The organism is Pedobacter sp. PACM 27299 (genome assembly GCF_001412655.1).
Classification (GTDB): Bacteria; Bacteroidota; Bacteroidia; order Sphingobacteriales; family Sphingobacteriaceae; genus Pedobacter.
Genome location: NZ_CP012996.1, coordinates 3,337,843 through 3,352,660 on the forward strand (window position 1 = coordinate 3,337,843; position 14,818 = coordinate 3,352,660).

At 40.1% G+C, this 14,818-nt stretch carries 15 protein-coding genes; 6 read left to right on the plus strand and 9 right to left on the minus strand.

Annotation, left to right across the window (positions count from 1 at the left end):
• Positions 1 to 2 precede the first annotated feature (2 nt).
• From mgtE to AQ505_RS14070, 3 genes are read right to left on the minus strand one after another with little or no spacing between them, the layout of a single operon-like run.
• Complete coding sequence (gene mgtE / locus AQ505_RS14060) at positions 3 to 1,352, minus strand: magnesium transporter (protein ID WP_062548762.1); 1,350 nt, start codon at positions 1,350 to 1,352, stop codon at positions 3 to 5.
• 27 nt (positions 1,353 to 1,379) lie between these two features.
• Positions 1,380 to 2,498, minus strand: coding sequence for a magnesium/cobalt transporter CorA (corA, locus tag AQ505_RS14065; protein ID WP_062548763.1), 1,119 nt, complete (start codon positions 2,496 to 2,498; stop codon positions 1,380 to 1,382).
• 2 nt (positions 2,499 to 2,500) lie between these two features.
• Positions 2,501 to 3,106: a WbqC family protein gene (locus AQ505_RS14070; RefSeq protein WP_062548764.1), complete on the minus strand. Its 606-nt coding sequence runs from the start codon at positions 3,104 to 3,106 to the stop codon at positions 2,501 to 2,503.
• Positions 3,107 to 3,144: 38 nt separating this feature from the next.
• Here AQ505_RS14070 and AQ505_RS14075 point away from each other — a divergent pair, with 38 nt between their 5' ends.
• A complete protein-coding gene (locus AQ505_RS14075; protein ID WP_062548765.1) occupies positions 3,145 to 4,026 on the plus strand; it encodes a lysophospholipid acyltransferase family protein in 882 nt (293 codons plus the stop codon).
• The gene (locus AQ505_RS14080; RefSeq protein WP_062551019.1) at positions 4,023 to 5,042 is read left to right on the plus strand and encodes a glycosyltransferase family 2 protein; all 1,020 of its coding nucleotides are present in this window, start codon (positions 4,023 to 4,025) and stop codon (positions 5,040 to 5,042) included. The genes AQ505_RS14075 and AQ505_RS14080 overlap by 4 nt, the downstream gene beginning before the upstream one ends.
• A 155-nt stretch (positions 5,043 to 5,197) precedes the next feature.
• On the opposite strand, the gene AQ505_RS14085 is transcribed toward AQ505_RS14080, so the two are convergent.
• Positions 5,198 to 6,157 (minus strand): M20/M25/M40 family metallo-hydrolase, encoded by a 960-nt coding sequence (locus AQ505_RS14085; protein WP_062548766.1) that lies wholly within the window; start codon positions 6,155 to 6,157, stop codon positions 5,198 to 5,200.
• Between the two features lie 9 nt (positions 6,158 to 6,166).
• Complete coding sequence (aroQ, locus tag AQ505_RS14090) at positions 6,167 to 6,586, minus strand: type II 3-dehydroquinate dehydratase (protein WP_062548767.1); 420 nt, start codon at positions 6,584 to 6,586, stop codon at positions 6,167 to 6,169.
• Between the two features lie 44 nt (positions 6,587 to 6,630).
• Here aroQ and xerD point away from each other — a divergent pair, with 44 nt between their 5' ends.
• Positions 6,631 to 7,530 (plus strand): site-specific tyrosine recombinase XerD, encoded by a 900-nt coding sequence (gene xerD / locus AQ505_RS14095; RefSeq protein ID WP_062548768.1) that lies wholly within the window; start codon positions 6,631 to 6,633, stop codon positions 7,528 to 7,530.
• Positions 7,531 to 7,549: 19 nt separating this feature from the next.
• Here the strand turns inward: xerD and prmC are convergent, their stop codons facing one another.
• Positions 7,550 to 8,401, minus strand: a complete 852-nt coding sequence (prmC, locus tag AQ505_RS14100) for a peptide chain release factor N(5)-glutamine methyltransferase (RefSeq protein ID WP_062548769.1) — start codon at positions 8,399 to 8,401, stop codon at positions 7,550 to 7,552.
• A 48-nt stretch (positions 8,402 to 8,449) separates the two neighbouring features.
• On the opposite strand from prmC, the gene ribD reads away from it, so the two are divergent.
• Genes ribD through AQ505_RS14115 form a run of 3 tightly spaced genes read left to right on the plus strand, consistent with a single transcriptional unit; the run spans position 8,450 to position 10,975 of the window.
• Positions 8,450 to 9,508 carry a bifunctional diaminohydroxyphosphoribosylaminopyrimidine deaminase/5-amino-6-(5-phosphoribosylamino)uracil reductase RibD gene (ribD, locus tag AQ505_RS14105; RefSeq protein ID WP_062548770.1) on the plus strand — a complete coding sequence of 353 codons (1,059 nt, stop codon included), beginning with the start codon at positions 8,450 to 8,452 and terminating at the stop codon, positions 9,506 to 9,508.
• Complete coding sequence (locus AQ505_RS14110; RefSeq protein ID WP_062548771.1) at positions 9,505 to 10,371, plus strand: DMT family transporter; 867 nt, start codon at positions 9,505 to 9,507, stop codon at positions 10,369 to 10,371. The genes ribD and AQ505_RS14110 overlap by 4 nt, the downstream gene beginning before the upstream one ends.
• Positions 10,361 to 10,975, plus strand: coding sequence for an IMPACT family protein (locus AQ505_RS14115; RefSeq protein ID WP_062548772.1), 615 nt, complete (start codon positions 10,361 to 10,363; stop codon positions 10,973 to 10,975). Before AQ505_RS14110 ends, AQ505_RS14115 begins: the two co-directional genes overlap by 11 nt.
• 74 nt (positions 10,976 to 11,049) lie before the next feature.
• Here AQ505_RS14115 and AQ505_RS14120 read toward each other — a convergent pair whose 3' ends face one another.
• The 3 genes from AQ505_RS14120 to AQ505_RS14130 form a co-directional block, all read right to left on the minus strand.
• A complete protein-coding gene (locus AQ505_RS14120) occupies positions 11,050 to 12,009 on the minus strand; it encodes a bifunctional helix-turn-helix transcriptional regulator/GNAT family N-acetyltransferase (protein ID WP_062548773.1) in 960 nt (319 codons plus the stop codon).
• 82 nt (positions 12,010 to 12,091) lie between these two features.
• Entirely contained in the window at positions 12,092 to 13,336 is a 1,245-nt protein-coding gene (locus tag AQ505_RS14125; RefSeq protein WP_231634875.1) for a YdcF family protein, read from the minus strand.
• A 117-nt stretch (positions 13,337 to 13,453) separates the two neighbouring features.
• Positions 13,454 to 14,818: a RagB/SusD family nutrient uptake outer membrane protein gene (locus AQ505_RS14130; protein ID WP_062548774.1), complete on the minus strand. Its 1,365-nt coding sequence runs from the start codon at positions 14,816 to 14,818 to the stop codon at positions 13,454 to 13,456.

The following is a 14,818-nucleotide window of genomic DNA, read 5'->3' on the forward strand; positions in this document are numbered from 1 at the left end:
TTTTAAAGCAAAAGCTTGCTGGCCAATCCTAAGAGCAGTAAGAATCCGAACACATCTGTAAATGTGGTAATGATGATAGAAGAAGCAATAGCCGGATCAATTCCAACTCTTTTTAGAATCAAAGGAATCCCGGCACCAGTCACGCCCGCGATCAGTAAATTCCCTGTCATTGCCAGAAAAATAACCACGCCAAGCAATGGGTTACTGTCAAAGAATATAGCGAACATAAAGACAATTAAACCCGTAACCGCACCATTAATCAATCCTACAGTAAACTCTTTCAGTACGGTTCGATAGGCTTGATTATCGGTTAGGTCGTATAAGGAAATCCTCCTTACGGTAACTGCCAGCGCTTGTGTAGCAGCATTCCCACCCATCCCCGCGATAATGGTCATGTAAGCAGAAAGTACAGCGATCTTCTCAATGGTAGAACCAAAATGCCGCACTACGGCAGATGCTAAAAATGCGGTTCCTAAGTTTAAAATCAACCAGGGCAAACGGGATTTTACCGCCTCTACCCAGTTACCACTCAGTTCTTCATCCTCAGATACCCCGGAAATTTTCAGGATATCTTCCGTATTTTCATCTTCCAGCACGTCAATAACGTCATCGAAAGTAACCCTTCCCAGCAGCTTCATGTCATTATCCACAACTGGAATACTGGTAATGTTATATTGAGAAATCAACCTGGCCACTTCCTCTTGATCGGTATCGGGTGTTACCCAGGCCACTTCCGCTTTCACTAGCTCAGTAATGTGTACATTTCCTTTTGCCTTAATGATGTCTTTCAAAGAAACGATTCCCTGGAATACATTGTCGTCATCAATTACAAAGATGGTATAGAATTCCTCGATCTCTTCACTCTGACGAATGATCTCGTCAATAGCATCCTTTTTAGTAAGGTTAAGATTGACGCGAATAAACTCGGTGTTCATTAAACCACCTGCGGTCTTTTCATCGTAGCTCAATAAATTCCGGATATTGGAAGCATCATCTTCACTTAAATCTTCTAGAATCTCCTTTTGCTCATGCTCTTCCAGCTGAGAAATAATATCAGTAGCATCATCATAATCCAGCTCTTCTACGATTTCCGTACGTTTATCCGGATGCAGCTGCAGTAGTAATTCTTCCGGGTGAGATTCTTCATGCATCTCCGAAATCACCTCTGACGCGATCTCTACTGGCAAAAGATTAATGATTCGTTCCTGATCTTCTTTGTTGATGCTTTCGAAAAGTATGGCTATTTCTGAGGCATGATATTCCGAAAGAATAACTTTAAGTTGTTCATCATCGCTATTTAAGGCGTTTTTTAGTTTAGAAACGTCTGTTTTGTCCAGGTCGAATGATTGCATGTGCTGTCAAAGTTACAATAATCAGGGTTATTTAAACCATCCCTTACGCCAGAAATATATGACCTGCAGTACTGCAATAGCAGCCATCACGAGCATCGTATATAAGTAACCATTTGCCTGATAAAGCTCCGGCATGTTCTGAGGCAGTAGTTTACCGCTGATTGGATCAACGTTTGCAAAGTTCATTCCGTAAATTCCGGCAATGAAAGTTAAAGGAATAAAAATCGAAGAAATGATGGTCAGCACCTTCATGATCTCATTCATCCGATTGCTGATGATCGACAAATACATGTCAATGTTGCTCGCCGAAATCTCTTTAAGCGATTCTACAATATCTATAATCTGAATGCAATGATCGTAAGCATCACGGATATACATTTTCGTCTGATCAGAAATCAAATGAGAATCACTGCGCAGAATATCATTTAATTTATCCCTTTCCGGCCAAGCCACTCTTCTGATATTGATCAGGTTTCTTTTGATCAATTGCGTATCAAACATGACCGATTTATCTGGTTTATCAAATAAACGATCTTCAATGTTGTCTAATTCATCACCCCAGGCTCCAAGTATTTCAAAATAAGTATCTATAATGATGTCCATAAGGGCATACATCAAATAGCTGCTCCCGCCTATCCGGATATTGCCCTTCCCTATTTTTAGTCGGGAACGCACCGGCGCCAGACAGTCCTCGTATTTTTCCTGAAAAGTAAACAGCGCATTATCCGTCAGCAGAAAAGAGTATTGCTGGTTTTCCAGGTTTTGAGCCTCATCGAATTGCAGCATTCTACTCACCGCAAAAACATGATGCTCATACTCTTCCTGTTTTGGCCGTTGATAAGTTCTGGTGATGTCTTCAAGAATTAACTTGTTGACATCGAAATCCCTGCTTAATGTTTCAAACAAAGCCAAAGAATTAAAGCCTTTAATCTCTACCCAAAATGTATGCGTTTTATCCTGCAACAGGGGTTTTAGCATACTGATGTCATTCAATTCCCTCAGTTCATAAATGTCTGCATTATACTTATACAGCTTAATGATGGGTTTTAAAGCATTAGGATCAATATAAACCATCCCCGGACTAGATCCGGCATGAGGCAGCGCTAAATGCTGGCGTTTCTTTTTGTGCTTTGCTGGTTTAGCCATTTTTAAAAATAGGATTTCGCTTGAGGCCCCTGGTTAAACAACAAGTCCACAATACTTAAGTTTGGCTTAAATCCTTCTCTGTCGTCAAAGACCTGGAAATAAGGTTTAAATTCTCCCGCTGGTTTTTTAAAGACTGGTCCAGAACGCAAATCAAGCGCTGCCGGAACATCATCTAAATATTCTTCCGTCAATTCAAATTTCGGTGTAATTTTCAATTGCTTGAACAGCCAATCCATGATTTCCTGATTGTAATCAAAAAGAGAATCGAATTTTTCGTGGTAAAATCTGGCAAATTCATCCTCGTAATATTCAAAATAAGCGGAATTGCGGTAGCAGCTCTCTAAACTCTTCCAATGCAGGCGTTGCCAATTGAAATCATTACTAATTTTTACATCCTTCATTTTGGTGTGTAATTTCTTGCCGCGGATCACAGGAACAATTAAATCCAAACTCCCATTAGGTGAGTAAATTGAAGCTCGATTTCTAAAGGTTTGTTTCGGAAAATGTTCCTCTTTTTCCAGCACAAACTCATTTCCAAAATGTTTCAATTCTTTGAAATAACTTACTGGGGGAAGATAAAAAAGGGGGAATATAGCTAAACTTTGCATCTGTTATTTTATGTTTGCACTCTTAATCCGCCAAAATAATGATAAAAAAAAGCTTTTCTTATATAGGAGTAGTTTTTTTAAACTTTTTATCTCTTCTACCAATGCAGTTGCTATATTTTATTTCAGCAATCTGTTACTATATCCTATATTATGTTATAGGATACAGAAAAACGGTAGTGCGTGAAAACTTAGTTAATTCTTTTCCGGAAAAAAGCATTTCAGAAATCATTCGTATAGAAAAAAAGTTCTTTAAATACTTTGCAGATTTAACTGTTGAAGTGATTAAAATGCGGTCCATTTCTAAAAAGGAAGTACAAAAACGGGTCAAATTCACCAATCTTCATTTGGTAGAAGCCTATTTTAGCAAAGGAGAAAGCGTGCTGGCCTGTACCGGGCATTATGGCAATTGGGAATGGGGAATGCTGGCATTAGGCGCACAGCTTTCCAAAAAAGCGTATGTGATCTACAAACCGCTTAACAATACTATTTTTGACGATTGGTTTCTCAAAATGAGAAGTAAGTTCGGTAATGTTGGCGTACCTATGCGACAAACTTTACGCAGCCTTGCGAGCACCAGAAACGAAGCCACTATGTTCTGCTTTGCAAGTGATCAAAGTCCGGTTCGAGGAGAAGCACATTATTGGTTAAATTTCCTGCATCAGGATACCGCTGCTTTGTTAGGCCTGGAAAAAATAGCATTACAAACAAATAGACCCATCTTTTACTTTAAATTGAAATACCTTAAAAGAGGTTATTATGAAGTAGATTGCGTACCCATTTGTCCAATACCAAAAGAGACAAAAGAACACGAAATTACCGATACACATTTCAGTTTTCTGGAACAAATTATTAACGAAGAACCTTCATATTGGCTTTGGAGCCATAGGCGATGGAAAACAAAACGAGAATACGCATCATGACAGCAGCAAGTGTAGCAGTAGTAATTTTAAATTGGAACGGAAAAACACTTCTGGAAAAATTTTTACCGGGTGTAATGCGCTCTTCCTATCCCAATTTACAGATTATAGTGGGCGACAATGCTTCTACGGATGATTCTGTTGCATTCCTGCGTAAACATTACCCGGAGATTCGTTTAATTGAAAATGATGGCAATTACGGCTTTGCAGAGGGCTATCGCAGATTATTGGATCAGGTTGACGCAGAATATTATGTGTTACTAAATTCTGATGTCGAGGTTCCTGAAAATTGGATTCATCCAGTGATCGACCTGATGGAAACAGATGATAAAATTGCGGCTGCACAACCAAAGATCAAATGGCAACAAGACAAGACGAAATTTGAATATGCCGGTGCCGCAGGTGGATACCTGGATTTACACTGTTTTCCATTCTGCAGAGGGCGCTTGTTTGATACAGTTGAGGATGATCATGGTCAATACAATGATGCAAAAGAGATTTTCTGGGCAAGTGGTGCTGCATTATTCATTAGAAGTAAATGCTGGAAAGAATCTGGTGGTTTAGACGCCGACTTCTTCGCACACATGGAAGAAATCGATCTTTGCTGGCGCTTAAAAAATATGGGATACAAAATTATGTATTGCCCGGATGCCGAAATATACCATGTTGGCGGAGGTACATTAAATGCCAATAATCCTTATAAAACCTATCTGAATTTTAGAAATAACCTGATCATCATGCAGAAAAACCTGCCTTTATCAGATGCTTATTTCAGGATCTTCATTCGCTTTTTTATAGATTTCGTAGCGCTGGTTCACTTCCTGGCACAAGGCAAATTAGATTTTGCAATGGCAGTCAGCAAGGCACATTTTCATTTCTTCCAGATGATATTTTCCAATGGAAAGAAAAGAACAAAACAGCAGATTGCTTACCATAAACATACCGGGCATTATTCTTCCAGCATTGTGTATGCTTATTTTATCAAAAAAATCAGGTTCTTTAGCGGATTAGGTATTTAAATCTAAAATTAGCATAGATTTTATGAAGTTGATCCTGCGAAGATCCGATGTAGTTGCGAAAGCTTCAGTTGGCCTTTAGAAATTCCCTTCCAAACCTATGATCATACATAGAATTCAGTAAGGGAATTTTTAAAGCTTATGATAAACTTCAAGAATTATTTCTTTTCAGGGACAAAGATAATTGGTCCGGGTCTGTTGGCAACTGTCGTTAAAGCCTTATAAATATAATCACAAACCAGTTTCTCTCCTGCTACATTAATCAGCCTTCTGTCGTCTTCTGGAGTATGGTATTGAGGATGACCGCCGGTATGAAAACCTAATACTGGGATGTCTTTCTTGTAAAATGATACATGATCAGAACCGCCTACATCGTAATGGTTTACAAATGGACGTACACCGATCTCCGGTCCGAGTTTCGTTAACAGCTCCACGCCCCCATCAAATGTAGCTGCACCACCCATGTATAGGTGTTTTTCTGCATTCATCCTACCCACCATGTCCATATTGATCATCAGCTTAATCTGCGACAAAGGTACCAATGGATGTTCTGTGAAGTATTTAGAGCCTAGTAAACCTTGTTCTTCTGCACCAAAAGCAATCACCATCACACTACGTTTCAATGTAGCTTTATTGGCAGCCAGCTTTTCTGCGATTTCCAGCAGCGCGGCAGTACCACTCGCATTGTCATCAGCGCCTAAATGAATGCCTACTGTATCTGGTTTTTTGGAAGACGCCCCTCCCATTCCAAGGTGGTCATAATGCGCACCAATCACAATAAATTCATGCTTTAAAACAGGGTCTGAACCTTCAATGTAACCGATTATATTCTGAGTTTTCACATAAGGCGTATCCTGTACCCCTTTTTTTACTCTCATTTTTGCAGTAAATTCCTGGATATAACTCCCATTATAAGCCGCAATTCCTGATTTCTTGAACTGCTTCACCAAATAACGCACTGTCTTTTTGTTTTCTGCAGTTCCAGGAAAACGTCCTTTCATTTGCGGTGATGCTAAGGTCCAGATGTGGTCCTTAATTTCCTTTTCAGTAATATCTGCCTGCGCGAATGCAGATGCGCTGATCGCAACGCATACTGCTGATAATAAAATCTTTCTCATTTGCTGATTTTAGCTTTTCAAAAGACTTTCTATTGCTAAACGGTAACCATCCAGGCCAAATCCTGTCAGCACACCTTTACAGTTTTTTCCGGTTAATGAAACATGCCTATATTCCTCCCTGGCGTAAATATTAGATACATGAACCTCTATTACAGGTGTATTTATAGCGGCAATCGCATCTGCTAATGCCACAGAAGTATGTGTATATCCTCCTGCGTTGATCACAATACCATCATATTCAAAACCAACTTCATGCAATTTATTGATCAGCTCGCCCTCTACATTACTCTGATAGTAATCGATTTGGAGGATGCTGTACATGGTTCTCAATTGTGCTATATATTCATCAAAACCTAAATTTCCATAGATTCCTGGTTCGCGAACGCCTAAAAGGTTTAAATTTGGGCCGTTAATAATTTGTATCTTCATTAGCTCAAACTTAAAGCTAAAAACTTACAGTAGAAAATTTTTGTGTGATTAATAACCCTTATATACCGGCTTTTAAAGCCTATTTGAAACTGGAGCGCTCGCTTTCAGGAAACTCCATCGCGGCCTATATCAATGATGTTCAGAAACTATCCCAGTATTTTGAATCCCTGGATCAGCGCCCTTCAGTGAAAGAAATTACCAGTGCTGATTTAAAAAGATTCATCAGCTGGATCAATGAGCTGGGGATGTTACCAAGCACTCAAGCGAGAGTGATCTCGGGGCTGAAATCGTTTTTCAGCTTCCTGATTTTGGAGCAAATTATTGTAGAAGATCCTTCAGCTTTGTTGGAAACTCCAAGATTAGGCAAAAAACTACCTGATGTTTTGAATATTGAAGAAATCAACGGACTAATTGAGGCTATTGATGCTTCAAAACCGGAAGGCATGAGAAACAAGGCGATTATTGAGCTTTTGTATGGCTGTGGGCTGAGGGTTTCAGAACTCACTAACATCAGAATATCCAATATTTTTGCCGACAGCGAATTTGTAAAGATCGTTGGAAAAGGAAATAAAGAAAGGATTATCCCAATTGGGGCTACCGCATTAAAATATATAAAGATTTACCTGGACTCCAGCCGTGTTCATATTCCTGTCAAAAAAGGCTATGAAGATTATATCTTCTTAAACCGAAGAGGAACAGGTTTATCCAGAATATCAGTGTTTACCATCATCAAAGATCTGGCTATAGCCTCAGGCTTAAAGAAAAGCATTAGCCCCCATACCTTCCGCCATTCTTTTGCTACTCATCTCATTGAAGGTGGTGCAGACCTGCGTGCGGTTCAAGAAATGCTGGGGCATTCCAGCATTACCACCACTGAAATTTATACGCATCTCGATAGAGATTATTTAAGGGGCGTCATTACCGGTTTTCATCCCAGAAGTTAAACGGTTTGCGGTGGATCAGCTAATGAACAACTGGGCCTCTTGTCGCAAGTATCATCCTTGGCTTTCCTTGCATATCTTTCCTTAATTCAATGAATTCAAAATCTTTACCCTTTAACATCTCCACAGTTTCTTCTGATAAGTATTCATTGATTTCAAAGAATAGCTTCCCTTTTTCCTTTAGATGCGAAACCGCAAAATCAGCAATCGCTTCATAAAATAACAAAGGTCTTTCATCCGGAACAAACAATGCCAGATGAGGTTCATGCGCCAATACATTTTGATGCATTTCGGCCATTTCTTTCCCGGTGATATAAGGAGGATTGCTCACGATGATATCGAATTGATGATCAATATCAAAACTTAAAATATCTGCATGGATAAAGTGAACAGGACTTTCCAAAAGTAAAGCATTTTCCGAAGCCAGTTTCAAGGCGTCCTCAGATATATCTACCGCAGTTACGTCTAAAGCTTTGCCATGTTTCTTCAGGCTGATCGCAATACAGCCGCTTCCCGTGCCAAAATCTATTACCGATTTATTCAGCAGGCTATCCTCTAAAATCCAGTCGACCAATTCTTCAGTTTCAGGTCTAGGAATTAATACCGCTTCATTCACTTTAAAAAAAGCCCCATAAAAATAGGCTTCTCCTAACAAGTATTGAATAGGCTGATGTGCTTTTAGCCCAGCAGCAACAGCAAAAAACTGCTCCTGCTCTTCGTTGCTCAGTTCTTTGTCATAATTCATCATCAACTTGCTCCTGCTGAGCTTTAACAAATGTTCAACGGCGACAGAGAAAATAGACTTAACTTCCTCTTCCTCATAAACATCTTTCAATTCTGTCTTAAAATGCGCTAATAACTGGCTTAAATTCATGCCCTGCAAAAGTAATTAAATCGAACAATATACCTTACTTTTGCCTCAATGGCCGACGAATTATATATTAAAAGATGTTTGGAGCTCGCTATTCTTGGCGCTGGAAACGTAAGTCCGAATCCAATGGTAGGTTGTGTGATCGTTACTGATGGAATCATTATTGGAGAAGGGTATCATCAGAAAATCGGCGAAGCCCATGCTGAAGTAAATGCCATAAATGCTGTATTTGCCAAATACGGAGAAACAGAAGGCGCATTATTGCTAAAAGAAGCAACTGCTTATGTTAGTCTGGAGCCTTGTGCGCATTTTGGAAAAACACCTCCATGTGCAGACCTCCTGATCAGACATGAGGTTAAAAGAGTCGTTATTGGCAATAAAGATCCCTTCGATGCGGTAGATGGAAAAGGGATCACAAAATTGAAAAATGCAGGAATAGCTGTAGTTTCTGGTATCCTCGATAAAGAATGTGCGCATTTAAACCGTCGTTTTTTTACCAGGATTCGTCAGCAGAGGCCATATATTATCTTAAAATGGGCAAGTACTGCCAACGGCTATTTTGCACCAATCGATGAGCGTCAAAAATGGATATCCGGCCCGCTGGCTAAACGTCTCGTGCATAAATGGAGAACAGAAGAAGATGCTGTCATTGTAGGTAAAAGAACGGCAATGGTCGACAACCCACAGCTGAACTCCCGGGAATGGCCAGGTAGAAATCCTATAAGAATCATCATAGATAGAAATCTGGATATCCCACCTACACATCATGTTTACAATGACGATGCTAAAACCATAATATTCAACGAAATAAAGACAGATATAGTTGAAAATATACACTTCATCCAAATGGAGGATATGTCTTTTTATCTCCCGCAAAAAATTGCTTTTCAATTGTACTTAATGGATATACAATCCGTTATTATAGACGGTGGCGCACAGCTGTTGAACCAATTTATTGAAGCTGGATTATGGGACGAAGCCCGTGTATTTACTTCAAAAAACTCCTGGACAGATGGGATCTCCGCACCAAAAATTAATAAAATTATTACTGCTCAACATCGCATTGGAAATGATCATCTCAGCATTTATACAAATCACCAGGAAGTATGATCTATTTAATCATTAGCATTTTTTGCAGCGTTACCGTAGCCGTTTTATTAAAAATGGCACGCCGGTACAAAATCAATATTTTACAAGCCATTACCTGGAACTACCTGTTTGCGATTGCCCTGAGTATGTTCTTTTTCAAGCCTTCAATCACATCGTTGACAACGGCAAAAATATCACCTGTATATTTGGGGCTTGGTGTATTACTGCCTGTGGTGTTTTGGTTTCTTGGTGCATCCATTAGAAGTATTGGTATCGCAAAGACAGACATTGCGCAAAGATTATCTTTGTTTATTTCTATTCTGGCAGCCTACTTCCTATTTGGAGATCAGTTTAACACCTTAAAAGTCTGCGGATTATTTTTCGGCTTTGCGGCGATTATTTTCACACTTTACCGTAAATCCAATGCGCCTGCCTCTGGTGGCAGCTGGATGTATCCCCTCCTGGTTTTCCTAGGTTTTGGCTTTATTGACATCTTATTTAAGCAGATCGCCCAGATTAAAGACCTTGCCTATACCAGTTCCTTAATCCTGACTTTTGCAATTGCTTTCATTTTGTCTCTCCTAGGGATCATTTACCTCTCTGTATTTAAAAAGCAAAAACTAGAACTGGTGAATTTCGCCTGCGGAGCCATATTAGGACTTTTCAATTTCGGAAATATCCTTTTTTACCTGAAAGCACACCGGGCAATGGCCGAAAACCCATCTACAGTATTTGCGGCAATGAACATTGGGGTTATTATTCTAGGTACGCTGGTTGGCATATTCCTATTTAAAGAAAAGCTGAACAAGCTAAATTATGTAGGACTGGCGTTGGCTTTAATCGCGATCATCTTCATTACCTTATCACAGTTTCATGCTATTTGACGATACTTATAAAACCATAACTGCTCCTGCTGAAGGGCTATTTAAAGACCGTGGCAGTAAATTTATTGCCTTTGCTTATCCAATCAGGTCTGAAGAAGAAGTAAAACCGATATTGGCGCAATTGCGTTCAGAACATGGAAAAGCAAGACATTTTTGCTGGGCGTTGCGCTTAAGTCCTGATCGTGCCGTTTTCAGAATCCAGGATGATGGAGAACCATCTGGAACTGCAGGAAGACCCATCCTGAACGCGCTGCTTTCTGCCGATATCACCAATATTCTGATCGTGGTAGTACGTTATTTCGGAGGAACATTATTGGGCGTCCCAGGCTTAATCAATGCCTATAAATCAGCAGCAATTGAAGCGATTCAGGCCGCAGAAATCGTAGAGAAAACGGTAAACGATGTTTATGAGCTGACTTTCGATTACCTAAGTATGAACGATGTGATGCGCTTATTTAAAGAGGAACAGCTGCAAATTCTTTCGCAGGAGTTCGATAATTCCTGCAGCATTAAATTTGAAGTCAGAAAGGCACAGCTCAATCAGGTTTTAGGAAAAATCGAAAAGATTGATGGGGTAAAGCTCAGCTACCTCCATACCGTTTAATCTGTGTGATTTTAATTGCGACCAGATGGCTTGCCTATCTATACTTCGGTGTAATTGGTTTTTAAATAACTGAATTAAAGACTATTTAAATCCAGTTCCATTTGAATATTACAGCGTTCATAAGGCGTAGACCTGCCTACTACTTTCTTGAACCCTAATTTCTGATAAAGATTGATTGCTGGTTTTAAGGAAGTATTGCTTTCCAGGTAAATTTTGGAAGCACCTAGTTCCTTGGCAGCATTAACGATAGCCTGTCCAAGCAACCAGCCAATACTTTTTCCCTGAATCTTCGGTGAAACCGCCATTTTTGCCAACTCATAATCGTAATCCGGATCATTCATCTTGATCAATGCGCATACCCCTACCGGTTCATCCTGATATAGTGCCACAAATATCTTCCCGCTTTTATCCAAAATATAAGCTTTTGGATCATCTAAAGCCTTATAATCTGCTGCTTCCATTTTGAAGTAGGTGGAAATCCATTCTTCATTCAAAGCCCTAAATGCGGACTGATATTTATCCTCATAAGGCACAATCTGCACGTCCTTACTTTCTCTTCTTTTTTTCTGCTCCTGCACCCTTCTACACAAAGATTTTTGATCGAGAAGGAACTCCCATTCTTCAATGGCTTCCCAAAGATTGTGTCTTGCTTCCAAAATTACACTGTCTATCGCAGCGTCTACATCCGCACATTGCACTTTAAGCTCCTTCGCAAATTCAATTCCTTTAGGAGTTAATTCCACTAAATTTCGTCGTTTATCAACGCATTCGCGGTTTTCCTGAACCAATCCCGCCAGTGTCATTTCCTGAATGATCTTGCTTACTGAAGGCTGAGAATGGCCTATCTCCCCAGCGATTTCTGTGATGGTCTTTTCTCCATCTTCTGCAAGCACAAAAAATGCAGGGAACCATTTTGGGGCAAACTCCATCTGGTATAACTCATATATTCGGGCAGCGTCATCAGTCACCTTGGAGGTCAGTAACCTCAACCTGCTTCCCAAAGCCATTTTCCCTGTTTTCTTGAATAATTCCATAGATATAATCAATTACATAACTAGTTATGCAAATATAACTAACATCTGATATTTTCCAAAAATAAAAGAAATAAAACGTTCATTAGGGATCCATCGGTTCATCAAAATCCAGCTGTAAAGACATAACATTGGGATAAAATTCAACTGCAAAATCTGATAAACGTTTGCCAAGTTTATAAGGTTCATAGCCTAATTCCTGCACGCATCTGCCCAATAAAGCACCACTGATGTACATACTCTGGGATTTAGCGGTCACTGTCAGCGCCACTTTATCCGTCGGCATGCCATACCTATAGATGATCCTGGCAGCATTGCGCATATTGGTGGTAGTATGTCGGGCGTGAGGCTCCATAATGATCGCATTTTCGGGAATTTGCAAGGTTCTCATTAAGTATTTTTTCATCTCATCAGCCTCGCTATATTTCGTTTTAAAGGGATGCACTCTCCCACCAGAAACCATAATAAATGGCGCCAGTCCTTTATGAAATTCTACTGCTGCGAGTCGGCAACGCAGCATTCCTCCAGCGCTTAATGCCACATCACGTTCTTCAGGTCCTTCGCCGGGAACCAAAATTAAACTGTATGGATAGTCAGCAAAGTTTGTTTTTGCTATCGCCTCCATACTTGCTCTATTTACGGTACTGCGCATAGGCTCAAAATCTCCGGCTTCATCACGCTCATTAATGTCCAGTGCAATCCCTGCAAAAGTAATAGAGGGCTCAAAAAACATGGAGTTACGAGGGCCAGAACTCAGTATCGCATTCATGCGCAGCAGTTCAGGGTAGCTTTTATCTTTCAGGTTAAAACTTATAGAATCTATCTTTGGGTAGTTTGGTTTTGCCCCCTCTACATATACACCTATCGTAAAATTAACAGCTTTCGCATCCTGTTCCCAAGCTTTAACCAGTAATTCTACCGGCTTTAGGTTCCCATATTTCAGGTAGCAGCCAGAAGGGATAAGTTCATTTTCTACCAATTTATTTAAGGCATTATCCTTTTTAAAGAGCAGGCTTAATCGCTTGCCTGCCTCCACAATTTCCAGCTCAGTAAACTTAAAAGTCTTGCTGAGACAAGTGATGTCATTGTCGCAAGTCTGAACAGCCTCGGCTATTTTCTGAGTTTTATTTTTAAACAAAGTACTGAGGCCAGGATCCTCCTGAATCAATTTCCTGACTGCTGAATCTCGCTGTAATAGTGTCAGCAGGTAATAATTCTTATACAAGACAGGGTTTAATCCTTCCGGGAAGGTGTATTTAGGGCTTTGTGCAAGGACATTTAAGCTGCACAGTCCTCCAAAGAGCAAAAAGAAAAAGAATCTCATTTTCATATCCTATCGATGTTTAAAATAAAAACCCGGTAGCCTGAACTTAGATTGTTTCCCATAATTTAGATAATTCTGGAGGCAATCTAGGTTTAAACTACCGGGTCAAGTTAATAAAGCAAATTAGTTATAGCCATCATTTTGATAGCCGCCTTTATTATTAATGTTGTCAATCTCTACTTGAGGCACTGGATACAGGCTTCTAAATGCCGGAATTCCTGGGAAAATAGCTGCCATTTGATTGGTTCTCACAATATCAAACCAACGATCAGCTTCTAAGGCCAGTTCCAACCTTCTTTCTAAATATACTGCTGTTCTAAATTCTGCCTGTGAAGTTAACAATACCGCTGTTTTCAAAGATGCATTTGCATTTTTGCGAACTACATTCAGCGCTTTAAACGCTTCCGTATTTCCGTAAGCGGTTTCATTAAGTGCTTCTGCATACATCAACAGTACATCCGTAGTACGCAGTACCGGGAAATCACCGCTGGTTTCATTGTTCAGCTGGGGCGAATTGAACTTGCCTGGTCTGCCGCCAGTTCCTGTGATCGCCACTAATGGCCTGCGGTTATCCCCGCTTTCAAAAAGTGACTGGGGAATATTGATGATGTTCGTATTGTTGTTGTTTCTATAACGATTGTCCTGGTGAACAAACTCTTTTACCCCACCCAATAGATACTGGACCGCAAATATAATGTCCTTACTTGTTTTCAGGTTATTAGGGAAAGTTCTGTTCTGTGGCACGGTATCCAATAGGTTTCTATCATAAATAGCGGTCACCACAGGTTGTAATGTGCTCGCTACCAAGTCAAATTTCTTTTGATAAAGGTACACCTTACCTAATAAACTGGTCGCTGCAAAGCTGGTTGCCTTACCACGCTGCCCATCTGGCCAAGAGGCAGGTAATTTAGTGCCTGCATCTTTTAAATCGTCAATGATCTGCTGATACACCTGTTCTGATGCAGCCCGTGTATTTTGCCTGGCTTCAGCTGTTGTTTGAACGGTAAGTACCAATGGGACCTTGCCCCAAATCCGCGTCAAATTAAAATAACTCAGGGCCCTGATAAATTTCGCCTGACCGATGATCTGCCCCTTAATCGTTTCATTCATGGTAATTGCAGGTGCACGATCCAGAATAATATTACATCTGTAGATCGCCTTGTAATGGCCCATCCAAGTGGCAGAAAGAATACTATTGGCAGAAGTTTCAGCAAATACTTCAATTTGGTTACGTACCCCGGCTCCTGATCCAGGATCATTATCAATCAGGTTGTCCCCACGAAGTTCGCCCAGTGTCAATAAATTGTTTCCATAAAGACTATCGCTTTGCAGCGCGTCATAGCAGGTTACAAGACCGCCTTGTAATCCCTTTTCATCCAAATAAAAAGTTTTTTCGGTATAAGAATCCAATGGTTTCAAGTCTAAGAATTTCTTGCAAGAAGTGGCTGTGATCATCAGACCACAAAGGAGTATGATATATTTTTTCAT

Coding starts and splice junctions, on each gene's coding strand:
- mgtE (WP_062548762.1), bottom strand. CDS start 1,352: ATGCAATCATTCGACCTGGACAAAACAGACGTTTCTAAACTAAAAAAC.
- AQ505_RS14070 (WP_062548764.1), bottom strand. CDS start 3,106: ATGCAAAGTTTAGCTATATTCCCCCTTTTTTATCTTCCCCCAGTAAGT.
- AQ505_RS14130 (WP_062548774.1), bottom strand. CDS start 14,818: ATGAAAAAATATATCATACTCCTTTGTGGTCTGATGATCACAGCCACT.
- AQ505_RS14085 (WP_062548766.1), bottom strand. CDS start 6,157: ATGAGAAAGATTTTATTATCAGCAGTATGCGTTGCGATCAGCGCATCT.
- AQ505_RS14125 (WP_231634875.1), bottom strand. CDS start 13,336: ATGAAAATGAGATTCTTTTTCTTTTTGCTCTTTGGAGGACTGTGCAGC.
- aroQ (WP_062548767.1), bottom strand. CDS start 6,586: ATGAAGATACAAATTATTAACGGCCCAAATTTAAACCTTTTAGGCGTT.
- corA (WP_062548763.1), bottom strand. CDS start 2,498: ATGGCTAAACCAGCAAAGCACAAAAAGAAACGCCAGCATTTAGCGCTG.
- prmC (WP_062548769.1), bottom strand. CDS start 8,401: ATGAATTTAAGCCAGTTATTAGCGCATTTTAAGACAGAATTGAAAGAT.
- AQ505_RS14110 (WP_062548771.1), top strand. CDS start 9,505: ATGATCTATTTAATCATTAGCATTTTTTGCAGCGTTACCGTAGCCGTT.
- AQ505_RS14115 (WP_062548772.1), top strand. CDS start 10,361: ATGCTATTTGACGATACTTATAAAACCATAACTGCTCCTGCTGAAGGG.
- ribD (WP_062548770.1), top strand. CDS start 8,450: ATGGCCGACGAATTATATATTAAAAGATGTTTGGAGCTCGCTATTCTT.
- AQ505_RS14075 (WP_062548765.1), top strand. CDS start 3,145: ATGATAAAAAAAAGCTTTTCTTATATAGGAGTAGTTTTTTTAAACTTT.
- AQ505_RS14120 (WP_062548773.1), bottom strand. CDS start 12,009: ATGGAATTATTCAAGAAAACAGGGAAAATGGCTTTGGGAAGCAGGTTG.
- AQ505_RS14080 (WP_062551019.1), top strand. CDS start 4,023: ATGACAGCAGCAAGTGTAGCAGTAGTAATTTTAAATTGGAACGGAAAA.